The sequence below is a fragment of the Arthrobacter sp. HS15c genome (assembly GCF_040812005.1).
GTDB lineage: Bacteria > Actinomycetota > Actinomycetes > Actinomycetales > Micrococcaceae > Arthrobacter.
This window is the reverse complement of the sequence record NZ_JBFOHM010000013.1, coordinates 157591-181041: the sequence shown is the minus strand read 5'-3', so window position 1 is coordinate 181041 and position 23451 is coordinate 157591. Positions and strand designations below refer to the sequence as shown.

Annotated in this window: 23 protein-coding genes; 13 read left to right on the top strand and 10 right to left on the bottom strand. The window is 64.4% G+C overall.

Annotated elements, in window-relative coordinates:
* Nucleotides 1-109: 109 nt before the first annotated feature.
* Together ABV518_RS20765 and metE are read left to right on the top strand one after the other, a co-directional pair.
* A complete protein-coding gene (locus ABV518_RS20765) occupies nucleotides 110-1075 on the top strand; it encodes a methylenetetrahydrofolate reductase (protein ID WP_367771009.1) in 966 nt (321 codons plus the stop codon).
* A gap of 93 nt (nucleotides 1076-1168) precedes the next feature.
* Nucleotides 1169-3499 carry a 5-methyltetrahydropteroyltriglutamate--homocysteine S-methyltransferase gene (metE, locus tag ABV518_RS20760; RefSeq protein ID WP_367771006.1) on the top strand — a complete coding sequence of 777 codons (2331 nt, stop codon included), beginning with the start codon at nucleotides 1169-1171 and terminating at the stop codon, nucleotides 3497-3499.
* Between the two features lie 136 nt (nucleotides 3500-3635).
* Here the strand turns inward: metE and ABV518_RS20755 are convergent, their stop codons facing one another.
* Nucleotides 3636-4142 (bottom strand): DUF2004 domain-containing protein, encoded by a 507-nt coding sequence (locus ABV518_RS20755; RefSeq protein WP_131133166.1) that lies wholly within the window; start codon nucleotides 4140-4142, stop codon nucleotides 3636-3638.
* A gap of 46 nt (nucleotides 4143-4188) precedes the next feature.
* Nucleotides 4189-5106: a LysR family transcriptional regulator gene (locus tag ABV518_RS20750; protein WP_367771003.1), complete on the bottom strand. Its 918-nt coding sequence runs from the start codon at nucleotides 5104-5106 to the stop codon at nucleotides 4189-4191.
* Nucleotides 5107-5347: 241 nt separating this feature from the next.
* Between ABV518_RS20750 and ABV518_RS20745 the strand changes: the two genes are divergently transcribed.
* The 7 genes from ABV518_RS20745 to nrdF all read left to right on the top strand — a co-directional run bounded on the left by ABV518_RS20745 (nucleotide 5348) and on the right by nrdF (nucleotide 13399).
* A complete protein-coding gene (locus ABV518_RS20745; RefSeq protein ID WP_367771000.1) occupies nucleotides 5348-6724 on the top strand; it encodes an NAD(P)/FAD-dependent oxidoreductase in 1377 nt (458 codons plus the stop codon).
* The gene (locus ABV518_RS20740; RefSeq protein WP_367770996.1) at nucleotides 6721-7452 is read left to right on the top strand and encodes a DUF1365 domain-containing protein; all 732 of its coding nucleotides are present in this window, start codon (nucleotides 6721-6723) and stop codon (nucleotides 7450-7452) included. The genes ABV518_RS20745 and ABV518_RS20740 overlap by 4 nt, the downstream gene beginning before the upstream one ends.
* Nucleotides 7449-8822: a class I SAM-dependent methyltransferase gene (locus ABV518_RS20735; RefSeq protein ID WP_367770993.1), complete on the top strand. Its 1374-nt coding sequence runs from the start codon at nucleotides 7449-7451 to the stop codon at nucleotides 8820-8822. Before ABV518_RS20740 ends, ABV518_RS20735 begins: the two co-directional genes overlap by 4 nt.
* Nucleotides 8823-9299: 477 nt before the next feature.
* Nucleotides 9300-9545, top strand: a complete 246-nt coding sequence (nrdH, locus tag ABV518_RS20730) for a glutaredoxin-like protein NrdH (RefSeq protein WP_013601222.1) — start codon at nucleotides 9300-9302, stop codon at nucleotides 9543-9545.
* Nucleotides 9546-9739: 194 nt separating this feature from the next.
* The gene (gene nrdI, locus ABV518_RS20725; RefSeq protein ID WP_367771090.1) at nucleotides 9740-10147 is read left to right on the top strand and encodes a class Ib ribonucleoside-diphosphate reductase assembly flavoprotein NrdI; all 408 of its coding nucleotides are present in this window, start codon (nucleotides 9740-9742) and stop codon (nucleotides 10145-10147) included.
* A 65-nt stretch (nucleotides 10148-10212) separates the two neighbouring features.
* A complete protein-coding gene (gene nrdE, locus ABV518_RS20720; RefSeq protein WP_367771087.1) occupies nucleotides 10213-12333 on the top strand; it encodes a class 1b ribonucleoside-diphosphate reductase subunit alpha in 2121 nt (706 codons plus the stop codon).
* 91 nt (nucleotides 12334-12424) lie between these two features.
* Nucleotides 12425-13399, top strand: coding sequence for a class 1b ribonucleoside-diphosphate reductase subunit beta (gene nrdF / locus ABV518_RS20715; protein WP_310163541.1), 975 nt, complete (start codon nucleotides 12425-12427; stop codon nucleotides 13397-13399).
* Between the two features lie 141 nt (nucleotides 13400-13540).
* Here the strand turns inward: nrdF and ABV518_RS20710 are convergent, their stop codons facing one another.
* From ABV518_RS20710 to ABV518_RS20695, 4 genes are all read right to left on the bottom strand, one after another.
* The gene (locus ABV518_RS20710; protein WP_367770988.1) at nucleotides 13541-14308 is read right to left on the bottom strand and encodes an SCO1664 family protein; all 768 of its coding nucleotides are present in this window, start codon (nucleotides 14306-14308) and stop codon (nucleotides 13541-13543) included.
* Nucleotides 14308-14859, bottom strand: coding sequence for a DUF3090 domain-containing protein (locus ABV518_RS20705; protein ID WP_367770985.1), 552 nt, complete (start codon nucleotides 14857-14859; stop codon nucleotides 14308-14310). Before ABV518_RS20705 ends, ABV518_RS20710 begins: the two co-directional genes overlap by 1 nt.
* A gap of 24 nt (nucleotides 14860-14883) precedes the next feature.
* Nucleotides 14884-15576, bottom strand: coding sequence for an MSMEG_4193 family putative phosphomutase (locus tag ABV518_RS20700; protein WP_367770983.1), 693 nt, complete (start codon nucleotides 15574-15576; stop codon nucleotides 14884-14886).
* Nucleotides 15577-15642: 66 nt separating this feature from the next.
* Complete coding sequence (locus ABV518_RS20695) at nucleotides 15643-16005, bottom strand: UBP-type zinc finger domain-containing protein (protein WP_367770981.1); 363 nt, start codon at nucleotides 16003-16005, stop codon at nucleotides 15643-15645.
* 156 nt (nucleotides 16006-16161) lie between these two features.
* Here ABV518_RS20695 and ABV518_RS20690 point away from each other — a divergent pair, with 156 nt between their 5' ends.
* From ABV518_RS20690 to ABV518_RS20675, 4 genes are all read left to right on the top strand, one after another.
* Nucleotides 16162-17928: an FAD-dependent oxidoreductase gene (locus tag ABV518_RS20690; protein ID WP_367770978.1), complete on the top strand. Its 1767-nt coding sequence runs from the start codon at nucleotides 16162-16164 to the stop codon at nucleotides 17926-17928.
* Nucleotides 17929-18453: 525 nt separating this feature from the next.
* Nucleotides 18454-18792 (top strand): hypothetical protein, encoded by a 339-nt coding sequence (locus ABV518_RS20685; RefSeq protein ID WP_367770976.1) that lies wholly within the window; start codon nucleotides 18454-18456, stop codon nucleotides 18790-18792.
* Nucleotides 18793-19012: 220 nt separating this feature from the next.
* A complete protein-coding gene (locus ABV518_RS20680) occupies nucleotides 19013-19510 on the top strand; it encodes a hypothetical protein (RefSeq protein WP_367770974.1) in 498 nt (165 codons plus the stop codon).
* A 168-nt stretch (nucleotides 19511-19678) separates the two neighbouring features.
* Nucleotides 19679-20500: a nuclease-related domain-containing protein gene (locus tag ABV518_RS20675; protein WP_367770971.1), complete on the top strand. Its 822-nt coding sequence runs from the start codon at nucleotides 19679-19681 to the stop codon at nucleotides 20498-20500.
* 20 nt (nucleotides 20501-20520) lie between these two features.
* Here ABV518_RS20675 and ABV518_RS20670 read toward each other — a convergent pair whose 3' ends face one another.
* The 4 genes from ABV518_RS20670 to ABV518_RS20655 all read right to left on the bottom strand — a co-directional run bounded on the left by ABV518_RS20670 (nucleotide 20521) and on the right by ABV518_RS20655 (nucleotide 23341).
* Nucleotides 20521-20715: a hypothetical protein gene (locus ABV518_RS20670; RefSeq protein WP_367770969.1), complete on the bottom strand. Its 195-nt coding sequence runs from the start codon at nucleotides 20713-20715 to the stop codon at nucleotides 20521-20523.
* Nucleotides 20712-21242 carry a hypothetical protein gene (locus ABV518_RS20665; protein ID WP_367770966.1) on the bottom strand — a complete coding sequence of 177 codons (531 nt, stop codon included), beginning with the start codon at nucleotides 21240-21242 and terminating at the stop codon, nucleotides 20712-20714. Before ABV518_RS20665 ends, ABV518_RS20670 begins: the two co-directional genes overlap by 4 nt.
* Before the next feature lie 63 nt (nucleotides 21243-21305).
* Complete coding sequence (locus ABV518_RS20660) at nucleotides 21306-22835, bottom strand: FAD-dependent oxidoreductase (protein WP_367770963.1); 1530 nt, start codon at nucleotides 22833-22835, stop codon at nucleotides 21306-21308.
* Nucleotides 22836-22873: 38 nt separating this feature from the next.
* The gene (locus ABV518_RS20655; RefSeq protein ID WP_367770961.1) at nucleotides 22874-23341 is read right to left on the bottom strand and encodes a DUF4383 domain-containing protein; all 468 of its coding nucleotides are present in this window, start codon (nucleotides 23339-23341) and stop codon (nucleotides 22874-22876) included.
* Nucleotides 23342-23451 lie beyond the last annotated feature (110 nt).

Genomic DNA, 23451 nt, shown 5'->3' with positions numbered 1-23451 from the left:
GCTTCCTAGTGGAGTTCCTTCCGTGTTCCCCAAACTCAATTCATTGACGGCAATACTGTCACAACAGCTGACGTAGGTTGCCGCCGATGGTTCAAAGCCAAGGACGCAAATGTCACCACCAAGCCTTATTGACCACCATCCGAACCTCACAGACGCCGCGCCGGTGGCGCTTTCCTATGAGCTCTTCCCGCCGCGTTCGCCGGCTGCTGCCGAGTCCCTGTGGAACACCATCCGTGAGCTCGAGACCACCGACCCCGACTACGTCGCCGTGACCTATGGTGCCAGCGGCTCCAACCGGGACACTGCCCTCGAACTCGTTCACCGGCTGGTCCAGGAAACCACGCTGCGGCCCCTGGCCCACCTGACCTGCGTCGGCAACACCCCGCAGGAACTGGCGGAGATCATCGGGGAACTGCTGGACACCGGCGTTCGAGGCATCCTGGCCCTGCGCGGTGACCAGCCCAAGGACGGCGCGCAGCCGGCCGCAGGTTCGCTGGCCTACGCGCAGGACCTGATCGACCTCATCCGCCGTGTGGAACAGCGGCGTTCAGCCCTGTTGTGCGCCGGGAAGATCGCCGTGGGTGTGGCGGCGTACCCCACGAAGCACCCGGAGTCGCCCAGCGAGGAACACGACATCGAGGTGCTGCTGGCCAAGCAGCGCTCCGGCGCGGACTTCGCCATCACGCAGGTCTTCTTCCACCCCGAGCAGTATGCAGACCTGGTCACCCGGGCCCGCCGCGCCGGGGTCACCATCCCGATCATCCCCGGCGTGATGCCGCTCACCAGCCTGCGCCGCGTCACACGGCTTGCGGAGCTCGCCGGCGTCGAGCCGGCCCCGGAACTCCTGGAACGCCTCGCCGCAGCCGACACCGACGCCGAACGGCTCCGGATCGGTGTCCGCGCCACGGTGGACCTCGCCAACGCCGCACTGGAAGCCGGCGCGCCCGGCATCCACCTCTACACCTTCAACGAACACCAGAGCGCGCTGGAAGTGCTGGACAAACTGGCACTTCCACGCCACTCACGCTCCGCCAGCCGCCGCAGCGCCATCGCCCGGCGCCAGCTGGCCAGCTGACCCCCGAACAAACCGCAAGACCACCGCCCAGCCCTCAAGGCGCCCTTTGGAGCGCCCTCAAAGGCACAGTTCCAACACCCGAAGGAATCTCCCATGACTGAACAGATCACCCCCTTCCCGTCCGCCTCGATCCTCGGCTACCCGCGCATCGGCCGCCGCCGCGAACTGAAGAAGGCCATTGAGGCCTACTGGGCCGGCAAAATCGACGCCGCCGCCCTTGACACCGCCGCCAAGGAGATCCAGCTGGGCACCGCCAAGCGCCTCCAGGGCCTGGGCCTGACCGAAGCCGCCGCCGTACCGGGCACCTTCTCCTACTACGATCAGGTCCTCGACGCCGCCGCCCACCTCGGTGCCGTGCCGGCCCGCTTCGGCAACCTGCTCAACGCCGAAGGCCAGCTCGACATCGACGGCTACTTCACCCTGGCCCGCGGCAACAAGGACGAGCAGCCGCTGGAAATGACCAAGTGGTTCGACACCAACTACCACTACCTCGTGCCGGAAATCGGCCCGGAGACCAACTTCGCGCTGACCTCCAACCGCATCGTTGAGGAATTCGAATACGCCCTCGCCAACGGTGTGGAAACGCGCCCGTACATCGTGGGTCCGGTCACCTTCCTGCTCCTGAGCAAGGCCTCCGACGACGCCCCCGCCGGCTTCAGCCCGCTGTCCCGCCTTGAGGACGTCCTGCCGGTCTACGCCGCCCTGCTGGAGAAGCTGGCCGCTGCCGGCGCCAGCTGGGTCCAGCTGGACGAGCCGGCACTGGTGGTTGACCAGGACACCTCCGCCGAGGAGATCCAGGCCGCCGTCGCCCGCAGCTACGAGGTCCTGTCCGCAGTTGCCGCCCGCCCGCAGCTGTTCGTCTCCACCCCGTACGGCGCGCTGAACGGCCAGCTCGGAACCCTCGCAGCCACCAACATCGACGCCCTGCACATCGACGTCTTCAAGGGCGCCGTCCCCTCCGCAGCAGCACTTGCCGCACTGGGCAACAAGACCCTGGTTGCCGGCGTCGTGGACGGCCACAACATCTGGCGCAACGACCTGCAGGCCTCTGCGGACAGGATCGCCGAGCTGAAGAAGTCCGTGGCCAAGCTGGCCATCAGCACCTCCACCTCCACCCAGCACGTCCCGCACGACGTCGAAGAAGAGGTACAGCTGTCCGAGCAGCTCCGCAGCTGGCTGGCCTTCGCCGACCAGAAGGCCGTTGAAGTTGTCACCCTGGCCGGTATCCTGACCGACGCCGCCGCCGTGCAGCCGGCCATTGATGAGGCCACCCGCATCATCGCCAACCGCGCCGCTGCAGAAGGCGTCCAGCGCGCCGACGTCCGGGCCCGCACCGCGGCCCTGACCCCGGCCGACTTCAACCGCTCCGAGTACTCGGTCCGCGAAGCCGCCCAGGAAGAGGCGCTGCACCTGCCGCCGCTGCCCACCACCACCATCGGCTCCTTCCCGCAGACCTCCGAAATCCGTTCGGCCCGTGCCCGCAACAACAAGGGCGACCTCACCAACGAGCAGTACGAGCAGCTCATGAAGGACGAGATCAAGCGCGTTGTGGAGCTGCAGGAAGAGCTCGGCTACGACGTCCTGGTGCACGGCGAGCCCGAGCGCAACGACATGGTCCAGTACTTCGCCGAGAACCTCGAAGGCTTCGACGTCACGGTCCACGGCTGGGTCCAGTCGTACGGCTCCCGCTGCACCCGTCCGTCCATCCTCTGGGGCGACGTCACCCGCAGCGCCCCCATCACCGTTGAGTGGGCCAAGTACGCACAGTCCCTGACCAACAAGCCGATGAAGGGCATGCTCACCGGCCCGGTCACCATCCTGGCCTGGTCCTTCGTCCGCGACGACCAGCCGCTGGGCGAGACCGCCAACCAGGTTGGCCTGGCACTGCGCGACGAGATCGCCGACCTCGAAGCCGCCGGCATCAAGGTCATCCAGGTGGACGAGCCGGCCCTCCGCGAGCTGCTTCCGCTGCGCAAGGCAGACCAGGCCGCTTACCTGGACTGGTCCGTGAACTCGTTCCGCCTCTCCACCGCCGGTGCTGCCGACGCCACCCAGATCCACACCCACCTGTGCTACTCCGAATTCGGCGCCATCATCGACGCCATCGACGGACTGGACGCCGACGTGACTTCCATCGAGGCCGCACGTTCACGCATGGAGGTTGTCCACGACCTCGAGTCCCACGGCTTCGGCCGCGGCGTGGGCCCGGGCGTTTACGACATCCACTCGCCGCGCGTCCCGGGCGAGCAGGAAGTCACCGAACTGCTCAGCACCGCTGTCAAGCACGTCCCGTCCCGCCAGCTCTGGGTCAACCCGGACTGCGGCCTGAAGACCCGAGGCTACGCCGAGACCGAAGAGTCCCTGCGCAACCTGGTCAAGGCCACCAAGACGGTCCGGGCCAGCCTGCTGCAGGCAGCCAAGTAGGGTTGCGACAAGCTCAACCACCAAGCTAACGACGGCGGCCCCTCACCTCGGTGAGGGGCCGCCGTCGGGCTTTAAGGAGAATCGGTGATCGAGCTTGTCGAGATCCAGGTTTCGACAGGCTCAACCACCGGTAGGGTCAGGATTCCCAGAGGATCTCGTCGTCAACCACGCCGTCCTCGTCGGCGGACACCACCAGGACCTCGTCAGTGAAGTGTGAGCCCAGGGTGAAATCAAGGACGAAGTAGCGCTCGGGCTGGCCGGGATAGATGCCGACGTGGCCGAGTTTCAGGGCCTTGAGGAACACCGCATTGGTCAGTTCGCTGCGGTCCTCGACGCCGAAGACCTTCTTGAGGTGTTCATCCTTCAGGGCGTTGCAGTGGAAGCGGAGATACTCCTGCGGGCTGGTGCCCTCCTGCTCCAGTTCTTCGGCGATCATGTCCCGGACCTCGTCAACGAGCTCGGGGAGGTAGCGGAGCCGGTAGTCCACCTTGTGCATGGCCGCTTCGTCAAAATGGTCATGCGCGTTGATGTTCAGGTCGAGTTCCAGAGTGGTACCACCAAGCTCATGTTTGGCGGCGATGTTGTGATCCTCGCCGTGGTTGAGCTCGATTTCTCCAAAGTGCTGGCTCGCTACCCTGTTCATATCTTCAACATAGACCCGTCAAGCGGTCCGTTCCAAGCATTCGGCTCTAATTGCCTGTTGTCCCCAGGCCTGCGAATGTTTCGGCCAGCAGGTCCACGAACAGCTGCACGCGTGCCGTTTTCTTCTCGTTGATCAGGAGAGCAAAAACGTTGCGGGCCAGCCTGATCTCCGGAACATCCAGCACCACCACCCCGGCCGGCCGGTGCCGCAGCGCGAGCTCAGGCACCAGGGCGGCGCCCAGTCCGCCGGCTGCCATCTCCAGGCTGGCGTGGAAATCGTCACTGTAGGCCACTACCCGCGGGTGCAGGTTGCAGCTCGCGAAGAGCCGCTCGATCACCATGGCGTCGGGGGTTCCGGGATGGTGCATGATCCATGGCATCTCGGACAAGTGGTCAGCGGCGACCTTGGCGTCGGAGCGGAACCCCCAGCCGGCAGGCAGCACAACGCGGAAGTTGTCGTCCCCGATCCACTGCCGGTTGATGGTGTGCGGCCAGGCCAGCCCGGACTGGCCCACCTGGAAGACCAGCGCCACGTCCAGCTCCCCGCCGGTGCGAAGGCCCTGGATGGTCTGGGACGGTTCGGCCACGGAGACCCGCAGATCGATTCCCAGGTTCTTCCACGCAGGGTTCCTAAGGATCCGGGGCAGGACGTAAGTGGCCAGGCTGGGAAAGATCCCCAGCCGCAGTTCCTGGCTGGCGCTGTCCTGCGTTTTCGAAGCGGCGGCCATCAGCGCCTCGATGTCCGTCAGCACCTTGGCGGCGTGCCGGGTCATCACCACGGCAGCTTCGGTGGGCACCACGCTGCGGGCCGAGCGCTCGAAAAGAACCACGCCCGTGTCACGTTCAAGGGCAGACATCTGCTGGGACACCGCCGATGCCGTGTAGCCCAGGCGTGCGGCGGCCGCTGCAAACGAGCCGAGCCGCGTCACTTCGAGGAGTGTCTTCAGGTGTACCGGATTTACCAACGCTGTCCTTCAGGTCAGGGCCGGGCGTCCCGAGGTGTGCGGGTCTGGGCGGCCCGCTTCATTCTGGCACACGAACGAACACCGTCGGTATGTCGCGCCGGTCCCCGCTCCGCAGGCCCTGGAGAATCGGGATCAGCAAAGATTCTTCGGAAGACACTCATCCGCAGGCCCAACGGTGACGAACTGCCCCTAGAAAGTTTGCAAAAAACGCAGAACGAGTCCGAGCAACAGGAGCAGATCAGTGTCAATCGCAGGGAACAACGCCGGGAGCGCCAGCCGCCGCGTAGCGGTCATTGGCAGCGGCGTGGCCGGACTCACGGCGGCCTATGTCCTCAACCGGCATGACAACGTCACACTCTTCGAAGCGGCTACCCGGCTGGGCGGCCACGCGCATACTCACAGCGTGCCCCAGCAGGACGGCCCTGCCCTGGGGATAGACACCGGCTTCATCGTCCATAACGAACGGACGTATCCCACGTTGCTGAGGCTGTTCGCCGAACTGGGCGTGGAAACGCAGGATTCCGAAATGAGCATGTCCGTCCGCTGTGACGGCTGCGGGCTGGAATTCGCCGGGGCGCGCGACGGTGCCCGCGGCATCATCGCCCGCCCGTCGAGCCTGCTGCGTGGACGCTACCTCCTTATGCTGGTCGAAGTCATGCGTTTCTACCGCCGGGCCAGGGCGCTCATCCAGGAGATGCCGGCGTCGTCCGCGGACCCCCAGGCCGCCGCCCCGGAACCGACCCTTGGCGAGTTCCTGGAACGGGAGCGCTTCAGCCCCTACTTCATCTCGCACTTCATGACCCCCGTGGTCAGCGCCGTCTGGTCCTGCGACCCCACCACAGCGCTGTCCTACCCGGCCCGGTACCTGTTTACCTTCCTGGGGCACCACGGCATGCTGGGCGTCAAAGGATCGCCCCAGTGGCGCACGGTCACAGGCGGTTCGGAGAGGTACGTCGAAAAGCTCGCCGCAACATTGCCGGACATCCGGCTTGGCACTCCGGTGACAGCTGTCCGCCGTCACGCCAACGGCGTGGAGGTCGCCACAGCGAACGGCGTGGAAAACTTCGACGCCGTGGTGATAGCCACGCACCCGGCACAGGCCCTCGGCTTCCTCGCTGACGCCACCCCGGACGAGAAGGCGGCGCTGGGCGGCATGCCCTACTCCGTCAACCACACTGTCTTCCACCGCGACCCGGCGGTCCTTCCCGCCGCGGCCAACGCCAAAGCGTCCTGGAACTACCGGCTCCCCGGTTGCGACGCCCGTCCGGACAAGGTCCTGGTCAGCTACGACCTCACCCGGCTCCAGCGGCTTGAACCTGCAGACGGCCGGCCCTACCTGGTCAGCCTGGGGGAGTCCGAACTCATCGCCGATGACCAGGTACTGGAACGGATGGTCTACGAGCATCCCCAGTACACCCCCGATTCGCTGCAGGCACAGCAGCGCATCGCCGCCCTCAGCGACCACCGCGTGGCGTTCGCCGGAGCCTACCTGGGCTGGGGTTTCCACGAGGACGGTGCACTGTCCGGCGTGCGCGCCGCCGCCAGCCTGGGCCGGACCTGGGCTGTGCCCGGGACGGCGGGGGAGCCCGAACTGCTGGCGGCTGCGGAGGGCGCATGACTTCCACTGCAGCCATCTACCGCACCTCGATCTCCCATGTGCGGCAGACCCCGTTGAAGAACGCCTTCACGTACCGCAGCTACAGCTGGTTCGTTGACGTCGACCGGCTGCCGCGCCTGCCGCTGCTGATGCGGCCGCTGGCGGTGTTCCGTGCCGGCGACCACCTGGGCGACCCGGAGGCAACCATCCGCGCCAATGTTGAGCGGTTCCTGCGGACCCGGGGAATGGAGCCCGACGGCGGGGCCATCCGGATGCTGACCAGCGCCCGGGTGTTCGGTCACGTCTTCAACCCCCTCACGCTCTTCTGGTGCTACCGGCAGTCCGGGGACCTGCAGTGCGTCATCGCCGAAGTCCACAACACCTACGGCGAACGTCACTGCTACGTTCTGGAGACCGATCCCTCAGGCCGGGCCAGCGTGCCCAAGGCCTTCTACGTTTCACCTTTCAACGACCTTGACGGGCAGTACCGGATGAAGCTGCCCGCACCGGGCGACCGGCTGGCCGTCTCGATCGTGCTGGAGCGGGACGGACACCGGCCGTTCATCGCCACCATGGATGGTGAACGGCATCCGGCCACCATCAAAAACATCCTCGCAGCGGCACTGGCCGTCCCGGCCGCGCCGCTGCTGGTATCCGCCCTGATCAGAATCCAGGGCGTTAAACTCTGGGCAAAACGCCTGCCCGTCGTCAAAAAGCCACATCACCCCTCACAGGAGGCAGTTCAATGACAATGACCGATGAGAACGGAACAGCTGCAGCCGCGGAGGTTGCCACTGCGAAGCCAGCCACCCGGCACCCGGTGACGGACTGGAACGGAGCCGGGGTACCGGCAGCCCCGGCCACCATCGATCCTGACGTCTGGCCCGGTGTTGCCCAGCCGCCGTCGGGCACCAAGGCGCTGGTGGCGGGCAAGGCCGCGGGACAGCTGTTCAAGGCGGCTGTCCGCCGGCTGCCACTGCGGGTGTCCTACCCGGACGGTTCGGTCCTTGGCACCGGCGGCCCGGAAGCTCCCGTCATGACCATGGCCAGGCCCGAAGCGTTCGAGGCGCGGATCGGGGATAACGGCCTGATCGGCCTGGGCGAGTCGTTTATGGCCGGGGACTGGGAGGCCTCTGACCTTGCGGGTGTGCTTGAGGTCTTCGCGGCATCCGTGGACACGCTGATCCCCACGCCTTTGCAGAAGCTCCGGACCCTCTACCTGCCACGGACGCCGCGGCAGGAGCGCAACGACGAGCAGAACACCCGCAGCAACATCTCGCGGCACTACGACCTCTCCAACGAGCTGTTCTCGAACTTCCTGGACACCACCATGAGCTACTCGTCGGCGCTGTTCCCCGCGGACGCCGGAGCCCTGACCTCCGTGCCATGGGAAGCACTGGCGGAGGCCCAGCAGGCCAAGATCGACCGGCTGCTGGACAAGGCCGGCGTGACCGACGGAACCCGTGTGCTGGAAATCGGCACGGGCTGGGGCGAGTTGGCGCTGCGGGCTGCGGCGCGCGGCGCCACCGTGTACAGCGTCACCCTCTCCAGCGAGCAGCAGGCGCTGGCCCAGGAGCGGATCGCCGCCGCAGGCTACGCGGACCGGGTGACGGTGGCCCTGCAGGACTACCGGGCCGTGGAGGGCGAGTTCGACGCCGTTGTGTCCGTTGAGATGGTCGAGGCCGTGGGCTATGAGTACTGGCCGATCTACTTCCAGACGATTGACCGTGTCCTTGCACCCGGCGGAAAGGTGGCCATCCAGGCCATCACCATGCCGCACGGGCGCATGCTCGCCACCCGCAATGCGTACACCTGGGTCCACAAGTACATCTTCCCTGGTGGGTTCCTGCCGTCGGTACGCGCCATCGAGGGCGTGACGCAGCAGCACACCACGCTCCGTGTCCGGGAACGCATGGGCATGGGCGATCACTACGCGGCGACCCTGCGGCTCTGGGAGGAGCGGTTTTTGGCCCGATCGCCTGAAGTGGGCGAACTGGGCTTCGACTCCGTGTTCCAGCGCATGTGGCTCTTCTACCTCTGCTACTCGCGGGCAGGTTTCCAGTCGGGCTACCTGGACGTGCAGCAGATTGTGCTGGACCGCCGGGAGGCACAGCTGTAATTTCCGGTATTCACGCGACCCTGCCCAAATGTCCGTGGGCTTGGTCACCTTAAGGGGTTCCGAAGATCACTTCGGGGCCCCTTTTTGTGTGCCGGACACAACATGTAGGGGGCCCGGCGCCAGGCGCGACACGCCGTCCACGGAGCGACACGCTGACGGTTAATTGTGGCTAAGTACTCCACAGGGTGTGGATTTCGTCCCCGAAATCAGCGGATTTCCGGACATTTTGCGGGGGCCTGCCTGTGGATTAAAAGTGCATTAAATGACATACTTGTAATACATCATCTTGGGGTTCCAGGGAGCCCTCTGCACTACATGTAGTATCTACATACAGCTTGAGCGGGACACCAGCGCAGGACATCAAACTGTAGACGGGCCGCGGAAGCGGCATGCAGGCCAGGGCAGTAACGGACATGGATTCCAGTTCGGAACGGCCCGCCTAAGAAGAGCGATATTTCGACAAAGGGGACAGGGACCATGACCGTTACGGTTTACACAAAGCCGGCTTGTGTTCAGTGCAACGCAACGTACCGTGCACTGGATAAGAAGGGCATCACCTACCAGAGCGTGGACATCTCCCAGGACGCCGAGGCCCTCGAGCGCCTGAAGGCACTGGGCTACATGCAGGCTCCCGTTGTGGTCACCGACCAGGACCACTGGTCAGGATTCCGCCCGGACAAGATCGAGGAACTGGCACTCTCCGCTGTTTCCTCCGTGGCCTAGGGCCTCATTTTTCCTGCCGTCAGGCAACCTTCGATGCAGCTGAGGTGACTCCCGTGGCACTGGCAACAGCCGGGGCTTCCTTCACAGCGACTGGTGAAACCGACAATCCCGTTGACGCGGCTCAGCGCGCCGGCCGGGATGGCGCCGGTGAGGCTCAGGCAGTTCCGCCGGAGCCGGTCACCACGCAGAGCCAGCTGATCTATTTTTCCTCCACCTCCGAGAACACCAGCCGCTTCGTTGCGAAGCTCGGCCGCGAGCTGGCCCGGATCCCGCTTTACCCGAAGGACGCACCCCTTCTCGCCACCAGGCCGTTTGTGCTGGTGCTGCCGACGTACGGCGGCACCGGCGGCGAAGGATCGGTGCCCAAACAGGTCATCCGCTTTCTGAACAACCCGCAGAACAGGAAACTGATCCGCGGCGTCATCGGTGCAGGCAACACAAACTTCGGGGACAACTACTGCATGGCCGCGGACATCATCTCCGCCAAATGCAAGGTCCCCAGGCTTTACCGCTTCGAACTTATGGGCACGCCAGACGACGTTGCCCGCGTCAACAATGGATTGGACACGTTTTGGACACGACTGTCGCAGATACAGAAGTAACCAGGGCCGAAGGCCAGGGCACCGCCGTCGCTGAAAAGCGGAGTGCCGCCGTCGAAAAGCCCGAGATGCCGGCCGCCTACAAGGGCCTGGGCTACCACGAGCTCAATGCGATGCTGAACCTGTACGGCCCCAACGGAGAGATCCAGTTCGAGGCTGACCGCGAGGCTGCGCACCAGTACTTCCTGCAGCATGTGAACAACAACACCGTGTTCTTCCACGACCTGGAAGAGAAGCTCGACTACCTGGTGAAGAACCAGTACTACGAGCGCGAAACCCTCGACCAGTACACGATGAACTTCATCCGCGAGCTCTTCAACCGCGCGTACAAAAAGAAGTTCCGCTTCGAGACGTTCCTGGGCGCGTTCAAGTTCTACACGTCCTACACGCTGAAGACCTTCGACGGCAAGCGTTTCCTGGAGCGCTACGAGGACCGCGTCTGCATGGTTGCGCTGCACCTGGCCCGCGGCGACGAGCAGCTCGCCCTGCAGATGGTGGACGAGATCATCGAAGGCCGCTTCCAGCCGGCCACCCCCACGTTCCTGAACGCCGGCAAGCGCCAGCGCGGCGAACTGGTCTCCTGCTTCCTGCTCCGCATCGAAGACAACATGGAGTCGATCGGCCGTTCCATCAACTCCGCACTGCAGCTGTCCAAGCGCGGCGGCGGCGTGGCGTTCGCGCTGACCAACATCCGCGAAGTCGGCGCCCCGATCAAGCAGATCGAGAACCAGTCCTCCGGCGTCATCCCCGTGATGAAGCTCCTCGAGGACAGCTTCTCCTACGCCAACCAGCTCGGTGCCCGCCAGGGTGCCGGCGCGGTGTACCTGCACGCACACCACCCGGACATCTACCGCTTCCTGGACACCAAGCGCGAGAACGCGGACGAGAAAATCCGCATCAAGACCCTCTCGCTGGGTGTTGTCATCCCGGACATCACGTTCGAGCTGGCCAAGAAGGACGAGGACATGTACCTGTTCTCGCCGTACGACGTCGAACGCGTCTACGGCATGCCGTTCTCCGACGTCTCGGTCACCGAGAAGTACTACGAGATGGTGGACGATTCCCGGATCAAGAAGACCAAGATCAAGGCGCGCGAGTTCTTCCAGACCCTCGCCGAGATCCAGTTCGAATCCGGCTACCCGTACATCATGTTCGAGGACACCGTGAACCGGGCCAACCCGATCGACGGCAAGATCATCATGTCCAACCTGTGCTCCGAAATCCTCCAGGTTTCCCAGCCCACCACGTACCACGATGACCTGTCCTACGACGAGACCGGCAAGGACATTTCCTGCAACCTGGGCTCGCTGAACATCGCCAAGACCATGGACAGCCCGGACTTCGGCCTGACCATTGAGACGGCCATCCGCTCGCTCTCGGCGGTGTCGGACATGTCCAACATCACCTCGGTGCCGTCCATCGCCCGCGGCAACGACCAGAGCCACGCCATCGGCCTGGGCCAGATGAACCTGCACGGGTACCTGGCCCGCGAGCGGGTCCACTACGGCTCCGAAGAGGGCCTGGACTTCACCAACATCTACTTCTACTCGGTGGTGTTCCACGCGGTCCGCGCCTCCAACCTGCTGGCCATCCAGACCGGCCAGACCTTCGGCGGCTTCGAGAAGTCCAAGTACGCCTCGGGCGAGTTCTTCGACAAGTACACGGAGCAGGAATGGGTGCCGCAGACCGAGAAGGTTGCGGAGCTGTTCAAGAACATCCACATCCCCACGCAGGATGACTGGCGCGAGCTGAAGGCTTCCGTCATGGAGCACGGCATCTACAACCAGAACCTGCAGGCCGTCCCGCCGACGGGCTCGATCTCGTACATCAACAACTCCACCTCCTCGATCCACCCGGTGGCGTCCAAGATCGAGATCCGCAAGGAAGGCAAGCTGGGCCGCGTGTACTACCCGGCTCCGTACCTGACCAACGACAACCTGGAGTACTACCAGGATGCGTACGAGCTCGGTTACGAGAAGGTCATCGACACCTACGCCGCTGCAACCCAGCACGTGGACCAGGGCCTGTCCCTGACGCTGTTCTTCAAGGACACCGCCACCACGCGCGACATCAACCGGGCCCAGATCTACGCCTGGAAGAAGGGCATCAAGACCATCTACTACATCCGTCTCCGCCAGCTCGCGCTGGAAGGGACTGAGGTGGACGGCTGCGTCAGCTGCATGCTTTAATCTTCAACTAAATCTGGACAGTACGACGGCGGGCGCCCGCCCGCCGTCGTACGCTTAACTTCAAAGAACAACCCAACTTTTAGGGGATGACATGACCGAGAAGGTCAAGCTGCTTAGCCACGTCGAAGCGATCAACTGGAACCGCATCCAGGACGATAAGGACGTAGACGTCTGGAACCGTCTGGTCAACAACTTCTGGCTGCCCGAGAAGATCCCGCTCTCCAACGACGTGCAGTCGTGGGCCACGCTGACTCCGGACGAGCAGCAGCTCACCATGCGAGTGTTCACAGGCTTGACCCTGCTGGACACCATCCAGGGCACCGTTGGCGCCGTATCGCTGATCCCGGACGCGCTCACCCCGCACGAGGAAGCCGTTTACACGAACATCGCGTTCATGGAGTCCGTGCATGCCAAGAGCTACTCCTCGATCTTCTCAACGCTGGCCTCCACCAAGGAGATCGACGAGGCATTCCGCTGGTCCACCGAGAATCAGAACCTTCAGAAGAAGGCCCAGATTGTTATGGACTACTACCAGGGCGACGACCCCCTCAAGCGCAAGGTGGCCTCCACGCTGCTGGAGTCCTTCCTGTTCTACTCGGGCTTCTACCTGCCCATGTACTGGTCCTCACGGGCCAAGCTGACGAACACGGCCGACCTGATCCGCCTGATCATCCGCGACGAGGCCGTCCACGGCTACTACATCGGCTACAAGTTCCAGAAGGGCCTTGAGGGTCTCTCCGAGGAGCGCAAGCAGGAGATTAAGGACTACACGTTCGAGCTGCTGTTCGAGCTCTACGAGAACGAAGTCCAGTACACGCACGACCTCTACGATTCCGTTGGCCTGGCCGAGGACGTCAAGAAGTTCCTGCACTACAACGCCAACAAGGCGCTGATGAACCTGGGCTACGAGGCAATGTTCCCGGCTTCCGTCACCGACGTGAACCCGGCCATCCTCTCGGCACTGTCACCGAACGCTGACGAGAACCATGACTTCTTCTCTGGGTCAGGTTCCTCGTACGTGATCGGCAAGGCCGTTAACACTGAGGATGAGGACTGGGACTTCTAGACGTCGTCGTCGGCCCCGGCGCCCCCTGAGACTGTGGCTTCGCCGCATCCTTAACTCAACAGCCCCGTACGTAGTTTGTACGGGGCTGTTGCCGCATCATTCTGGCGTTGCCGGACGGAATAAGTGAGGTTGGAATCAGCCTTAGAACAGCGGCCAGGGCACCGCGGGCATCTCACCACTCGGAGCCGGAAACTGCCTTGCCGACCGCAACCGTGTGCAGCGTGCAGTGAGCGAAGCGATTTCGTCGGCGCTGAGCAGGTCCGCCAGGTTTCGGCCCAGCCCACCGTGCAGTCCTTCGATGACACGATCGATGCCGGCAAGTTCCTCGACGGTCAGAGCGTCTCCCAGCCACCCCCACAGCACCGTGCGCAGCTTGTGGTCACGGTGAAAGGTAAGCCCGTGGTCCACACCGTGCCGGTGTCCGTCCGTGATGGCAAGGATGTGATCGCCTTTACGGTCGGCGTTGTTCACGACGACGTCGAACACCGCCATGCGTCTGAGCGCCGGAGAGTCCTCGTGTATGAGGGCGACCATCCGTCCGTTCTCATCCTGACCCTCGAGGACATGTTTCCAGCCGGTCTCCGGTACGTCGTCCGACGCAACGAGGTCCACCGCGTTCTGGTCGGGGTCTGTCTCCTGCCACAGCTGCACCATCCCATCGCCGAACGGACCATCGCGCAGCCAGGTGCGCGGCACCACATTCCAGCCGAGGACCTCCGAAACCAGGTAGGCGGCAACCTCCCGGTGGGCAAGGCAGCCGTCGGGAAAATCCCACAGCGGTTTCTCCCCGGCTATCGGCTTATAGACGACTGCAGTGTCCCCGATGCTGCCCAGGAAGGTGGCGTTCGACGCCGTTGCAATGCGCCCAGTGAGCGTCAGCTCGGCCGTAAACAGGTCGGACGCCGGCATCAGACCCCGGGCACGGTGCAGACGTGCCCGTCGGCGTCCACGGGGTAACCGCAGAGCGGGCACGCGGGACGCCCGGCGCCCACTACCTCACGCGTGCGCTTAGCGAACGCGCGGGCGGTGCCAACCGGCATCCGCACCAGCAGCATTTCGGTCACGTCAGCGCCGTCCTCCGCCAGTGATTCGACGTCATCAGCATCGACTTCGGTGATTGGGTATGCCTCTATGACCACCTGCGCGGTCGTCGGGTCCCAACCTAAGGTCATGGCCCCGGTTCGAAATTGCTCCGTGACCGCCTCGAGCTGGTCATTGTCGACGAGTTCGATGGGAGTTCCTGTGGGAACACTGAAGGGGTTGCCTTCGACGGTGATGAGCTGATCGAGGATTTCGTCAATCTTCTCGGCGAGCTGAGCCGACTGCTGCTTCTCCAGTGCGATGCTCACGATTTGCTTACCTGCGCGAACCTGCAGGTAGAACGTGCGCGACCCCGGAACGCCGATGGTGCCGATGACGACCCGGTCAGGCCAGGCAAACTCATGAACAAGTGTGGGCATGTCAGTATTTTAGGCACATGAGGTTTACTGCGCCTTCTGCCCTGCGCCGCCGCCGACCTGCGCATCGCCGGAGTTGATGCCCTTCGACAGCCAGGACAGATCGCCCGCGTCGGTGTTCGTCGCATAGACGGTCGGCCGAACAGCACCATAGTGGACGATCGAAACGGAGGCAGGGCCAACGTTGATGCGCTGAAACAGATCGAGGTGCATACCGAGCGCGTCGGCGAGGATTGATTTGATGATGTCGCCGTGAGTCACTGCCACCCACACCGCTCCCGGCCCGTCCTCGGCTTCGAACGCTGCATCGTAGCGCCTGATTGCCGCTACCGACCGAGCCTGCATCGCCGCCATGGATTCACCGCCGGGGAAAACGACTGTGGAAGGCTGCGACTGCACAGCAGCCCACAGGTCTTCGGTGGCGAGCTCATTGAGCATGCGGCCCTGCCACTGGCCGTAATCGCACTCGGTGAGATCTGGTTCGGTCGGCGCAAAAGGATTACCAGCCTGGCGATCGAGAATGAGCCGGGCGGTTTCCTGACAGCGCTCGAGGGGGCTCGATACCACCCCAGCCAGGTGCACGACCGCGAGCCGGTTCCCGGTCAAAGCTGCCTGCTCGCGCCCGAGCTGGTCCAAACTGACGCCCGCCGCCCGACCCGCCAGCAGCCCGGCGGCATTGGCCGTGGTGCGGCCATGCCGCACGAGGATAACTGTTGCCATCCACCCAGCCTAACCAGCATCCTTCGCTGAACCCTGGCGACAGCACGGTTGATGCCCGGTCGACGGCTACCGGTGTAGGTGCTCTTGCCAGTCAGCCGGTACCTTTTCTGCCGGCGCAGGTGCCGGCTGCTCCGGTGGTCTGGACTGAGGATCCGGAAGCCGCGGGCCGCGGAAAAACTTCTTCGTGGTGTGCTCGTAGAACCAGTCCTCCCCAGGTTCAAAGGACCTCACGACGGGGTGACCAACGGTGCGCGCGTGGGCACTGGCATGCTGTGAGGGTGATGAATCGCAGCATCCGATGTGTCCGCATTGGGCGCAGCGGCGAAGATGTAGCCACCATCCCGGGCCGTCACCGCTGAGGCACTCCACACACCCTGTTCCACTCGGTGTGGCGGCGAGGCTGATTCCCGGAACAGGGCGATCCTCCATGGGGTCCTCCCTTTCCATCGCTCCGGTTCCGCTCAAGTCATCCCGCGTGCCCGCCGTCGGGAGCCATTCTGGCAGAATCTCCGTGCCCTTGTCCCCGATGTCCCAGCGCGAGTATTGTGAGCGCCACCGAACCATTGAACCGGAAAGACGGCGGCCATGGATCACTCGGTCCCGATCCTGCTGATTGCTACCACAGACCCGACCTCTCGGCGCATTCTTGGAGATGAGTTGCGTCGACGCTACGGTGCCGACTACGAGGTGGTGGCCTGCGCCGACCACGCCCACGGGCGGGCGGTGCTTGAGGGGCTCCGGCGCTGGAACCGCCAGGTCGCCCTCATACTCGGGTGCTACGGACCGGATGACCGCGGTGGACTCGATTTCCCGCGGCGTGCCTATGGCTTTCACCCGGCAGCCAAGCGTGGTGTTGTGGTGACCTGGGGTGACTTTGCCAGCGCCCCCACTGTATTCCGGGCGATCGCACGGGGGTACGCCGAACTGGTGATCATACGTCCCGAACGATTGCGCGATGAAGAATTCCATGGGGCGATTACCGATGCCCTCGATGACTGGCATCTGGCCCAGGGGGTCGGGTTCGAGGCGGTCCGGCTGATCGGGGAGGTAGGCGACGAAAGGACTCACGCATTGCGCGACTCCTTGAGCCGGAACCACATCCCGGTGGGCTTCCACCCTGTCGGGTCCGATACGGCAGAACGGACGCTGGAGAGCTTGGGTCTTCGCAACCCCGTGCTGCCGGTCATGGTGCTGGAGTTCACCGCTCCACCAGTTGTCCTCGAGAACCCCAGTGACCTGGAGATCGCCGAAGCGATGGGGGTGACGCGACCGCCGCCGGCGGACAAGATCTTCGATGTGGCGGTCGTGGGAGCCGGTCCGTCCGGTCTCGCGACCGCCGTGTACGCCTCCTCCGAGGGCCTCTCCACCATGGTGGTGGAAGGAGAGGCTGTGGGCGGCCAGGCAGGCACCAGCTCGTTGATCCGCAACTACCCCGGTTTCTCCCGCGGTGTGAGCGGCGCCCACCTGGCCTACCGCTCATTTCACCAGGCCTGGACCTTGGGCACGGACTTCCTGTTCCTCAGAAAGGTGGAGGGGCTCGGCACGGACGGAGCCTTGTACACCGTGTCGATTTCCGATGGCAGTGTCGTGCGGTGCCGCGCAGTGGTGGTGGCCACCGGCGTTGACTACCGTCGCCTCGGCATAACTCCGCTAGAGGATCTGGTCGGCAGAGGTGTCTTCTATGGAGCCACTGTCTCCGAGGCGCCGGCGATGGCCGGAAAGCACGTCTGTGTGGTGGGCGGCGGCAACTCGGCCGGACAGGCGGTCCTGCACCTTGCGAAGTACGCGAAGAACGTGACGCTGCTGGTGCGCGGTCCCACCCTGGCGGTCACTATGTCGGAGTACCTGATCTCCCAACTCGAGGCGACCCGAAACGTTGCGATCCGATATAGCACGGTGCTCGTGGGGGCTCGCGACCGGGACGGATTCCTTGCCGCCGTCGAAGTCGCCGCATCCGGAGCAGCCGACGCAACCCCGAGCGAGGAAATCGAAGCGGGCGGCCTGTTCGTGCTGATCGGTTCGGTGCCGCGGACTTCCTGGCTGCCCGACACTGTAGAGCGTGACCCGGCCGGTTTTCTGCGCACAGGCGCCAGCCGGGATGTCAGTGACGCCGGGTCCGTCAGGCCGGACAGGGCACCATTGGCGCTCGAAACCAGCATGCCCGGCATTTTCGCGATCGGCGATGTGCGGGCCGGTTCGATCAAAAGAGTGGCTACCGCAGTCGGGGACGGCGCCACCGTGGTCTCGATGCTTCACACCTACCTGGCCGAGAACCCCCTGGCTGCCTCGCCCCCTGCCCGCGGTGACGAAGGCGCACCCGAGGAACTGACCGGTGATGTCCGCTTCGACTGAGGTCACACCATTGATTCCGCCGATGCGGTGGCTGCTCTACGTCGCTGCATTCCTTGTGTTTCTTGCCGGGCTCGTGCTGTTCGTTTTTCCGCTCCGGACTGATGAATTCTTCGCGTGGACAGTCAATCCGCCCATGACCGCGGTCTTCCTCGGGGCGGCATATTGGTCGGCCGCCGGCCTGGAGGTGACGGGCGCACGCTCAGCGAGTTGGGATTCAGCGAGGCTGGCAGTCTGGCCCGTGTTCATCTTCACCACGTTGACCCTCGGAGTCACCCTCCTTCATCTCGGCCGCTTCCACCTGTCGTCAGACACCGCCCCCACTGCCCAAATAGCCACCTGGGCGTGGCTGGCAATCTATGCCATCGTGCCCGTGGCGATGCTCGTCATCAGCTGGATGCAGATCCGGTCCCGGCGTCCTGCCCCAAAGTCCGTCACGGCGGGACGGCCAGTGCTGCCCCCTGCGCTCCGGCTGCTCCTCGTGGGAATCGCCGCGATACTGCTGTCGCGATACTGCTGTTATATGGCGTGGCGCTCCTGGCAGTACCCATTCCTGCCGCGAAGTGGTGGCCGTGGCCGCTGTCCGAGCTCACAGCGAGGGCGATCGGAGCGTGGCTGGTCGGTCTTGGGTGGGCTGCCGCGCAGGGCCAATCGAGCTTCGACCTCCGCACTGTCCGCCCCGTGGCCCTAACCTCCGTTGCCTTTGTCATTCTGCAGGCGCTTGCCCTGCTGCGGTATGGCAACGCCCTGACCTGGCCGAGCGCACCGGCAATCGGCTTCGTCACCGTACTGCTTGCCATTGGAGTGGCCGGCGGATGGGCACTCGCACTATCCCGTTCGCCAGCAGCCCGGCCTGAAATCACGTGAGGGACCTTCCCGCATAGGCTTGATTCTCCGGACTGGTCGGGCTCCGACCGCCCAGCGCCAAGCACCGAGAGCCTTCTGGGTGAGGTCGATGTGGTGGTACCAGGCAATAGTGAAAGCGCCGCTTTCACAATTGCCTGCACGTGGCGACCAGTCTCTTGACAGCCCTTCGATCACGGGCTCTTATCGAGTATCTACGTGAATAGGAGAGGGAGTGGTGGCCATGCCTGCCATCCAAGCTACCCCGGGGAACCAGGCCCGCCTGCGGACGGGAGCTGCACTCATGGCGCTCGCCGGGCTTGCCTTCGTTGCGTACGCCGCAGTCTTCCTGGTGCTCAACTTCACGGGAGCCTTCCTCGAGCTGGGTATCGGCCCCGATCAAGTGGACAAGGGAATGGCGGAGGTCGAGGCGTTCAGTCCTCAGCTGCATCACTACATCAGCCATCTGCACATCGCGCTCAGCGGCTTCATCGCTGCGACCGGGCTGGCCATCGCATGCCTGTCCTGGTATGGGGTGCGCCGAGGAGAACGTTGGGCCTTCGCCACAGCCGTTGTGGTCCTCACTGTCGGACTCGCAGTGGCCGTCCCCGCACATTACCCGTGGGGTCTTGCCACGCTTGGGCACCTCGGCCCGGTCTACCTCGCAGTCGTGATTTTCCTGGCTGGGGTAGTGGTGGCCTACAGCGGAATGCGCAGCCCTGCGATGAAAGACGACGACTGAGATTCCGAGCTATGCCGCTGGCGGTTCATGATCGGCGGCCTGTTCCTCAAGCATCGCGCAGCGTTCGACAAGTATTCCGGAAGGATTCAGCGCAAGCCAGGATTACCATCGTCAAACGAACGCATTCAGATCTAGACTCTGGTCCATGCCCCACCAAATGGACCTGCCATGACCGCCGACCCTGCACAAATGCTCCTGGACGGTCGGGTACCCGCCCAGGCTGTGATCGAGGAACTGTTGGCGCGCCAGAGCTTCGTGCGGCCCCGAACCTGGATCCAACGGGTCTTCGGCGTCAGCCCGATCGGACCGGACAGCTGGCCCTGGTACAAAGGAGCTTTGGGTGAAATCGCCGTCGGCCGGATCCTTGAGGGGCTGGGCCCCGAGTGGCTGGTGCTGCATGCCATTCCCGTGGGAAAGGGCGATACGGACATCGACCACCTGCTGGTCGGCCCGGCCGGGGTCTTTACGCTCAACACGAAGAACCACTCCGGCCAATCCGTGTGGGTGGCCGGCCGGACTCTCATGGTGGCTGGAAAGAAGACGCGACACCTCTACAACGCTGCCTATGAAGCAGCAAGGGCGTCAAAGCTACTCAGCGCAGCAGTGGGATCCGCCGTGAACGTCACCGGCATGGTGGTGGTCGTGGATCCCAAGGGCATGACGATCAGGTCGCAGCCCGATCAGGTTGTAGTGCTCAGGGAGGTGCAGCTCCTTGGCTGGCTCAAACGCTGTAGGCGTGTGCTGGGACCGGCTGAGGTGGGCCAAATCGCCGCGGCGGCTACGCTGGCGCGGACCTGGCATCGGAATCCGGTCGCGCCGGGCAACGGGGATACGCTCCAGGTCCACTTCAACGCCCTGCGGCTGCTCGTGGAGCAGGCACGACGGCGGCGGGCAGCTTGGGTGCTGGGCGTGCCGGCAGCGGGGTTCCTGATGCTGGCTAACGGGGCCCAGACGCTGGCAGCTATTGCGCTGTCGCTCAGCGGGCGGTAAATAGCTGTGGAGAGCCAGACCTAGATGGGTTCCTTGGCCAGCGCCTTGGTCTTGGCCGGGGTTTCACGGCCGAGCCGCTGATCGAGCGTGACCCGCAACCTGGCTGCTGCCACCTGGACTCGATGCTCGGCCGGGGTGGGTTTCTTATTGGCCGGCGTTGCGGGCGTGGTCCGGGGAGTATGGACGAATCGGTGTTCAGATGACGCTGCGCTCATGGTCCAACCTCCTTGGATTTGTCCTCATCGGTCGTTCCATTGTCGCCCAAGTGTTCATCGGAGTCCACGGGCGCGATCTCCTCGCCGGAGTCGTCCTCCTGCTCGCTTTCGTAGCCGTTCTCATCACCTGAGACGTTTTTCCAGGCAATGTCGAACAACTCAAGCTCCTCTTCCCGGGCCAGTTCGCTGCGAGCCAGAACATCCAAGGTTGCCAGCCCCAAGGCCTTTGTTCCTTCGTCCTCGTCCAATGCCCGGTCCAGCGCCCACTGGGTCCGCCTCCACCATTCGGCCCGGCTGTCCGCTTCAGTTTTCTGCCTGAGGGCCTGGGCGTCCGCTTCCCTTTTCTGCTCCAGCGCAGTCTTGTCGGCCGCCGTGCGCTGCTTGAGGGTGCGCCAGTTGATGTAGAAGGCCAGGAGGGCCGCGGTGAGTACGGCCAATGGTCCTAGCCCGGCGAGGATTACCCACCAGTCGGCCGGCCCCGAATGGACTATGACGTCAAGGGGGCTGGGTGATGGGGCAGGAGTCACTCGACCAGCATAAACGGCGGCAAGGACGTCAGCGATACGGCCCCTCAGGCGGAAAGTGTGCGATCAGGGCATCGGTGCGGGTGGGAGGTTCTTGGCGGCTGGCCCTTGGATAACGGTGCCGTCGGTGGTGAACCGGGAGCCGTGGCAGGGGCAGTCCCAAGTGCCCTCGGCGGTGTTGAAACCGACGGTGCAGCCCAGATGGGTACAGGTGGCGGATACAGCGTGAACGTGCCCGTCTTCGTCTTTGTAGACGGCGGTGCTCCCGCCGTTAGCTTTGATTACCGTCCCCTCTCCCGGCAGCAGGTCCGCCTGGCCAGGCCGGCCGCGGACCTTACCGGCCACGACAGCCGCCAAGGTCCTGATGTTCTCCTTGACGAACCGTCCCGCGCTGGCTGCCGGAGTAATCCGGTTGCTGTTGAACACCGGGGCCCATGGGTTCTCCCGGCCGGTGAGGGTGCCAGCGAGAATGAGGGCGGCTGCAGTTCCGTTGGACAGGCCCCATTTGCGCAGACCGGTGATGACGTAAACGTGCTTGGCGGTGGGGGACATGAGCCCGGCGTAGGGGAGCCCGTCGAGCGGCATGCCGTCCTGTGTTGACCATCGGTAGGCGACCTTGTCCACGCCGAGGCGGTCATGGGCGAAGGCCGTGAGCCTGCGGTACCGCGCGGCTGTGTCGCCGGACTCGGATACGCGGTGGCCCTCGCCGCCGGTGAGCACATAACTTGTGCCGTTGACGCTGGCGGTCAGAATGGATCGCATCGGTCGGTCGGCACTGATGAACGTGGCGTCCAGCGGTGGCGTGTCCACACGCCCGGCCACGATGTACGAGCGGTGTGGATGAGACCGCAGGTAGAACAGGCCCTGGCCGCCCCACGGCACATTCGTGGCCACGATGATGTCGCGGGCCCGGACGGTGCCGTTTTCGGTATCGACGACGGCCGGGGAACCATCGTGGACGTTCTGGACCCGGGTCTCCTCGAAGACGAAGCTGCCATCACCCTGTACCGCGCGGCCGAGACCCTGGACGTATTTCACGGCATGGATTTGCGCCTGGCCGTCGAACCGGATGGCACCCCTGACCGGGAAGGGCAGCGGCACTTCGGCGGTGAACGTGGCGGGAAGGCCCAGGCGGGCAGCAAGGCTGGCTTCCGCGCGCACGAGTTCCAGCGCGTCATCACTTTCGGCGTAGGTGTAATTGGCGACGCGGCGGAAGTCGCAGTCGATGGCTTCGTCGGCCACCAGCTGCGCGACGTGTTCTACCGCGGCCTGGTTGGCCTGCCCGTACACGCGGGCAGTGCCCGTGCCGTGGCCGCGTGCAAGCCCGGTGTACGCGAGGCGGTGGAGGGAGGTGACCTTGCCGGTGGTGTGGCCCGTGACGCCGGTACCCACACGTGCGGTCTCCAGGACCGCGACGGTACGGCCGGCCCGTTTGAGGGCCAGCGCGGCGGTCATCCCGGCGATGCCCGCCCCGATGACCGCGACGTCGACCTCAAGATCCCCGCGCAGGGCGGGATAATCGGTGGTTCCGGCGGTGGCAACCCAAAGGGAGACGGGTTCACCTTCGGGCCGTCCACCGTTCGCTGCGGCATTCACCGCATCACCTCAGGATCCGGTTCTCCACTAACCGGTCGCTACATAGCGGTTCCCTTTTTCTCCATGGCATCCCGGCCGAGCCAGAGGCCCAGGCCCACCATGCCCACGCCGAGAACCAGATGCAGCCAGTTGTCGGCAATGTTGAACGGGACGAAGTTGGCGGCCGCGTTCATGTCGATGACCAGGCCGTAGATCCACAGCAGCAGGTACACAACGCCGCCGCCAAGGAGGAACCAGCGGGCCATCGGGTTTGTCCGGGCCATGGCAATGCCGGCCGCGCCAAACAGCAGATGCACGATGTTGTGCAGCACCGACACTTGGAAGACCCCAAGCAGCATGGCCCCGGACTCATGTCCGGCGAAGGTCATGGCGCCGTAATTGGTGGTGATTCCGGGGACGAATCCGAGGACTCCAACCAGCAGGAAAACCGCACCAATAATCAGGGCAGTGTTGTGAAGCGTCAACCCCATCATGTGGTGCTGGGCGGGGTGTGAGGCGGTAGTCATTGGTCTCCCTTTCACGCAAACTGCCGGGTCTTCAGGTGGAGAACCGGCGTGGCGGCGAGGAGTCGCAGGAATCCTGCCGACGGCCATATTTTACTCCCGAAAACCGCGTG

Coding starts and splice junctions, on each gene's coding strand:
- ABV518_RS20765 (WP_367771009.1), top strand. CDS start 110: ATGTCACCACCAAGCCTTATTGACCACCATCCGAACCTCACAGACGCC.
- metE (WP_367771006.1), top strand. CDS start 1,169: ATGACTGAACAGATCACCCCCTTCCCGTCCGCCTCGATCCTCGGCTAC.
- ABV518_RS20755 (WP_131133166.1), bottom strand. CDS start 4,142: ATGAACAGGGTAGCGAGCCAGCACTTTGGAGAAATCGAGCTCAACCAC.
- ABV518_RS20740 (WP_367770996.1), top strand. CDS start 6,721: ATGACTTCCACTGCAGCCATCTACCGCACCTCGATCTCCCATGTGCGG.
- ABV518_RS20735 (WP_367770993.1), top strand. CDS start 7,449: ATGACAATGACCGATGAGAACGGAACAGCTGCAGCCGCGGAGGTTGCC.
- nrdH (WP_013601222.1), top strand. CDS start 9,300: ATGACCGTTACGGTTTACACAAAGCCGGCTTGTGTTCAGTGCAACGCA.
- nrdE (WP_367771087.1), top strand. CDS start 10,213: ATGCCGGCCGCCTACAAGGGCCTGGGCTACCACGAGCTCAATGCGATG.
- nrdF (WP_310163541.1), top strand. CDS start 12,425: ATGACCGAGAAGGTCAAGCTGCTTAGCCACGTCGAAGCGATCAACTGG.
- ABV518_RS20710 (WP_367770988.1), bottom strand. CDS start 14,308: ATGCCGGCGTCCGACCTGTTTACGGCCGAGCTGACGCTCACTGGGCGC.
- ABV518_RS20705 (WP_367770985.1), bottom strand. CDS start 14,859: ATGCCCACACTTGTTCATGAGTTTGCCTGGCCTGACCGGGTCGTCATC.
- ABV518_RS20700 (WP_367770983.1), bottom strand. CDS start 15,576: ATGGCAACAGTTATCCTCGTGCGGCATGGCCGCACCACGGCCAATGCC.
- ABV518_RS20695 (WP_367770981.1), bottom strand. CDS start 16,005: ATGGAGGATCGCCCTGTTCCGGGAATCAGCCTCGCCGCCACACCGAGT.
- ABV518_RS20690 (WP_367770978.1), top strand. CDS start 16,162: ATGGATCACTCGGTCCCGATCCTGCTGATTGCTACCACAGACCCGACC.
- ABV518_RS20680 (WP_367770974.1), top strand. CDS start 19,013: ATGCCTGCCATCCAAGCTACCCCGGGGAACCAGGCCCGCCTGCGGACG.
- ABV518_RS20675 (WP_367770971.1), top strand. CDS start 19,679: ATGACCGCCGACCCTGCACAAATGCTCCTGGACGGTCGGGTACCCGCC.
- ABV518_RS20670 (WP_367770969.1), bottom strand. CDS start 20,715: ATGAGCGCAGCGTCATCTGAACACCGATTCGTCCATACTCCCCGGACC.
- ABV518_RS20655 (WP_367770961.1), bottom strand. CDS start 23,341: ATGACTACCGCCTCACACCCCGCCCAGCACCACATGATGGGGTTGACG.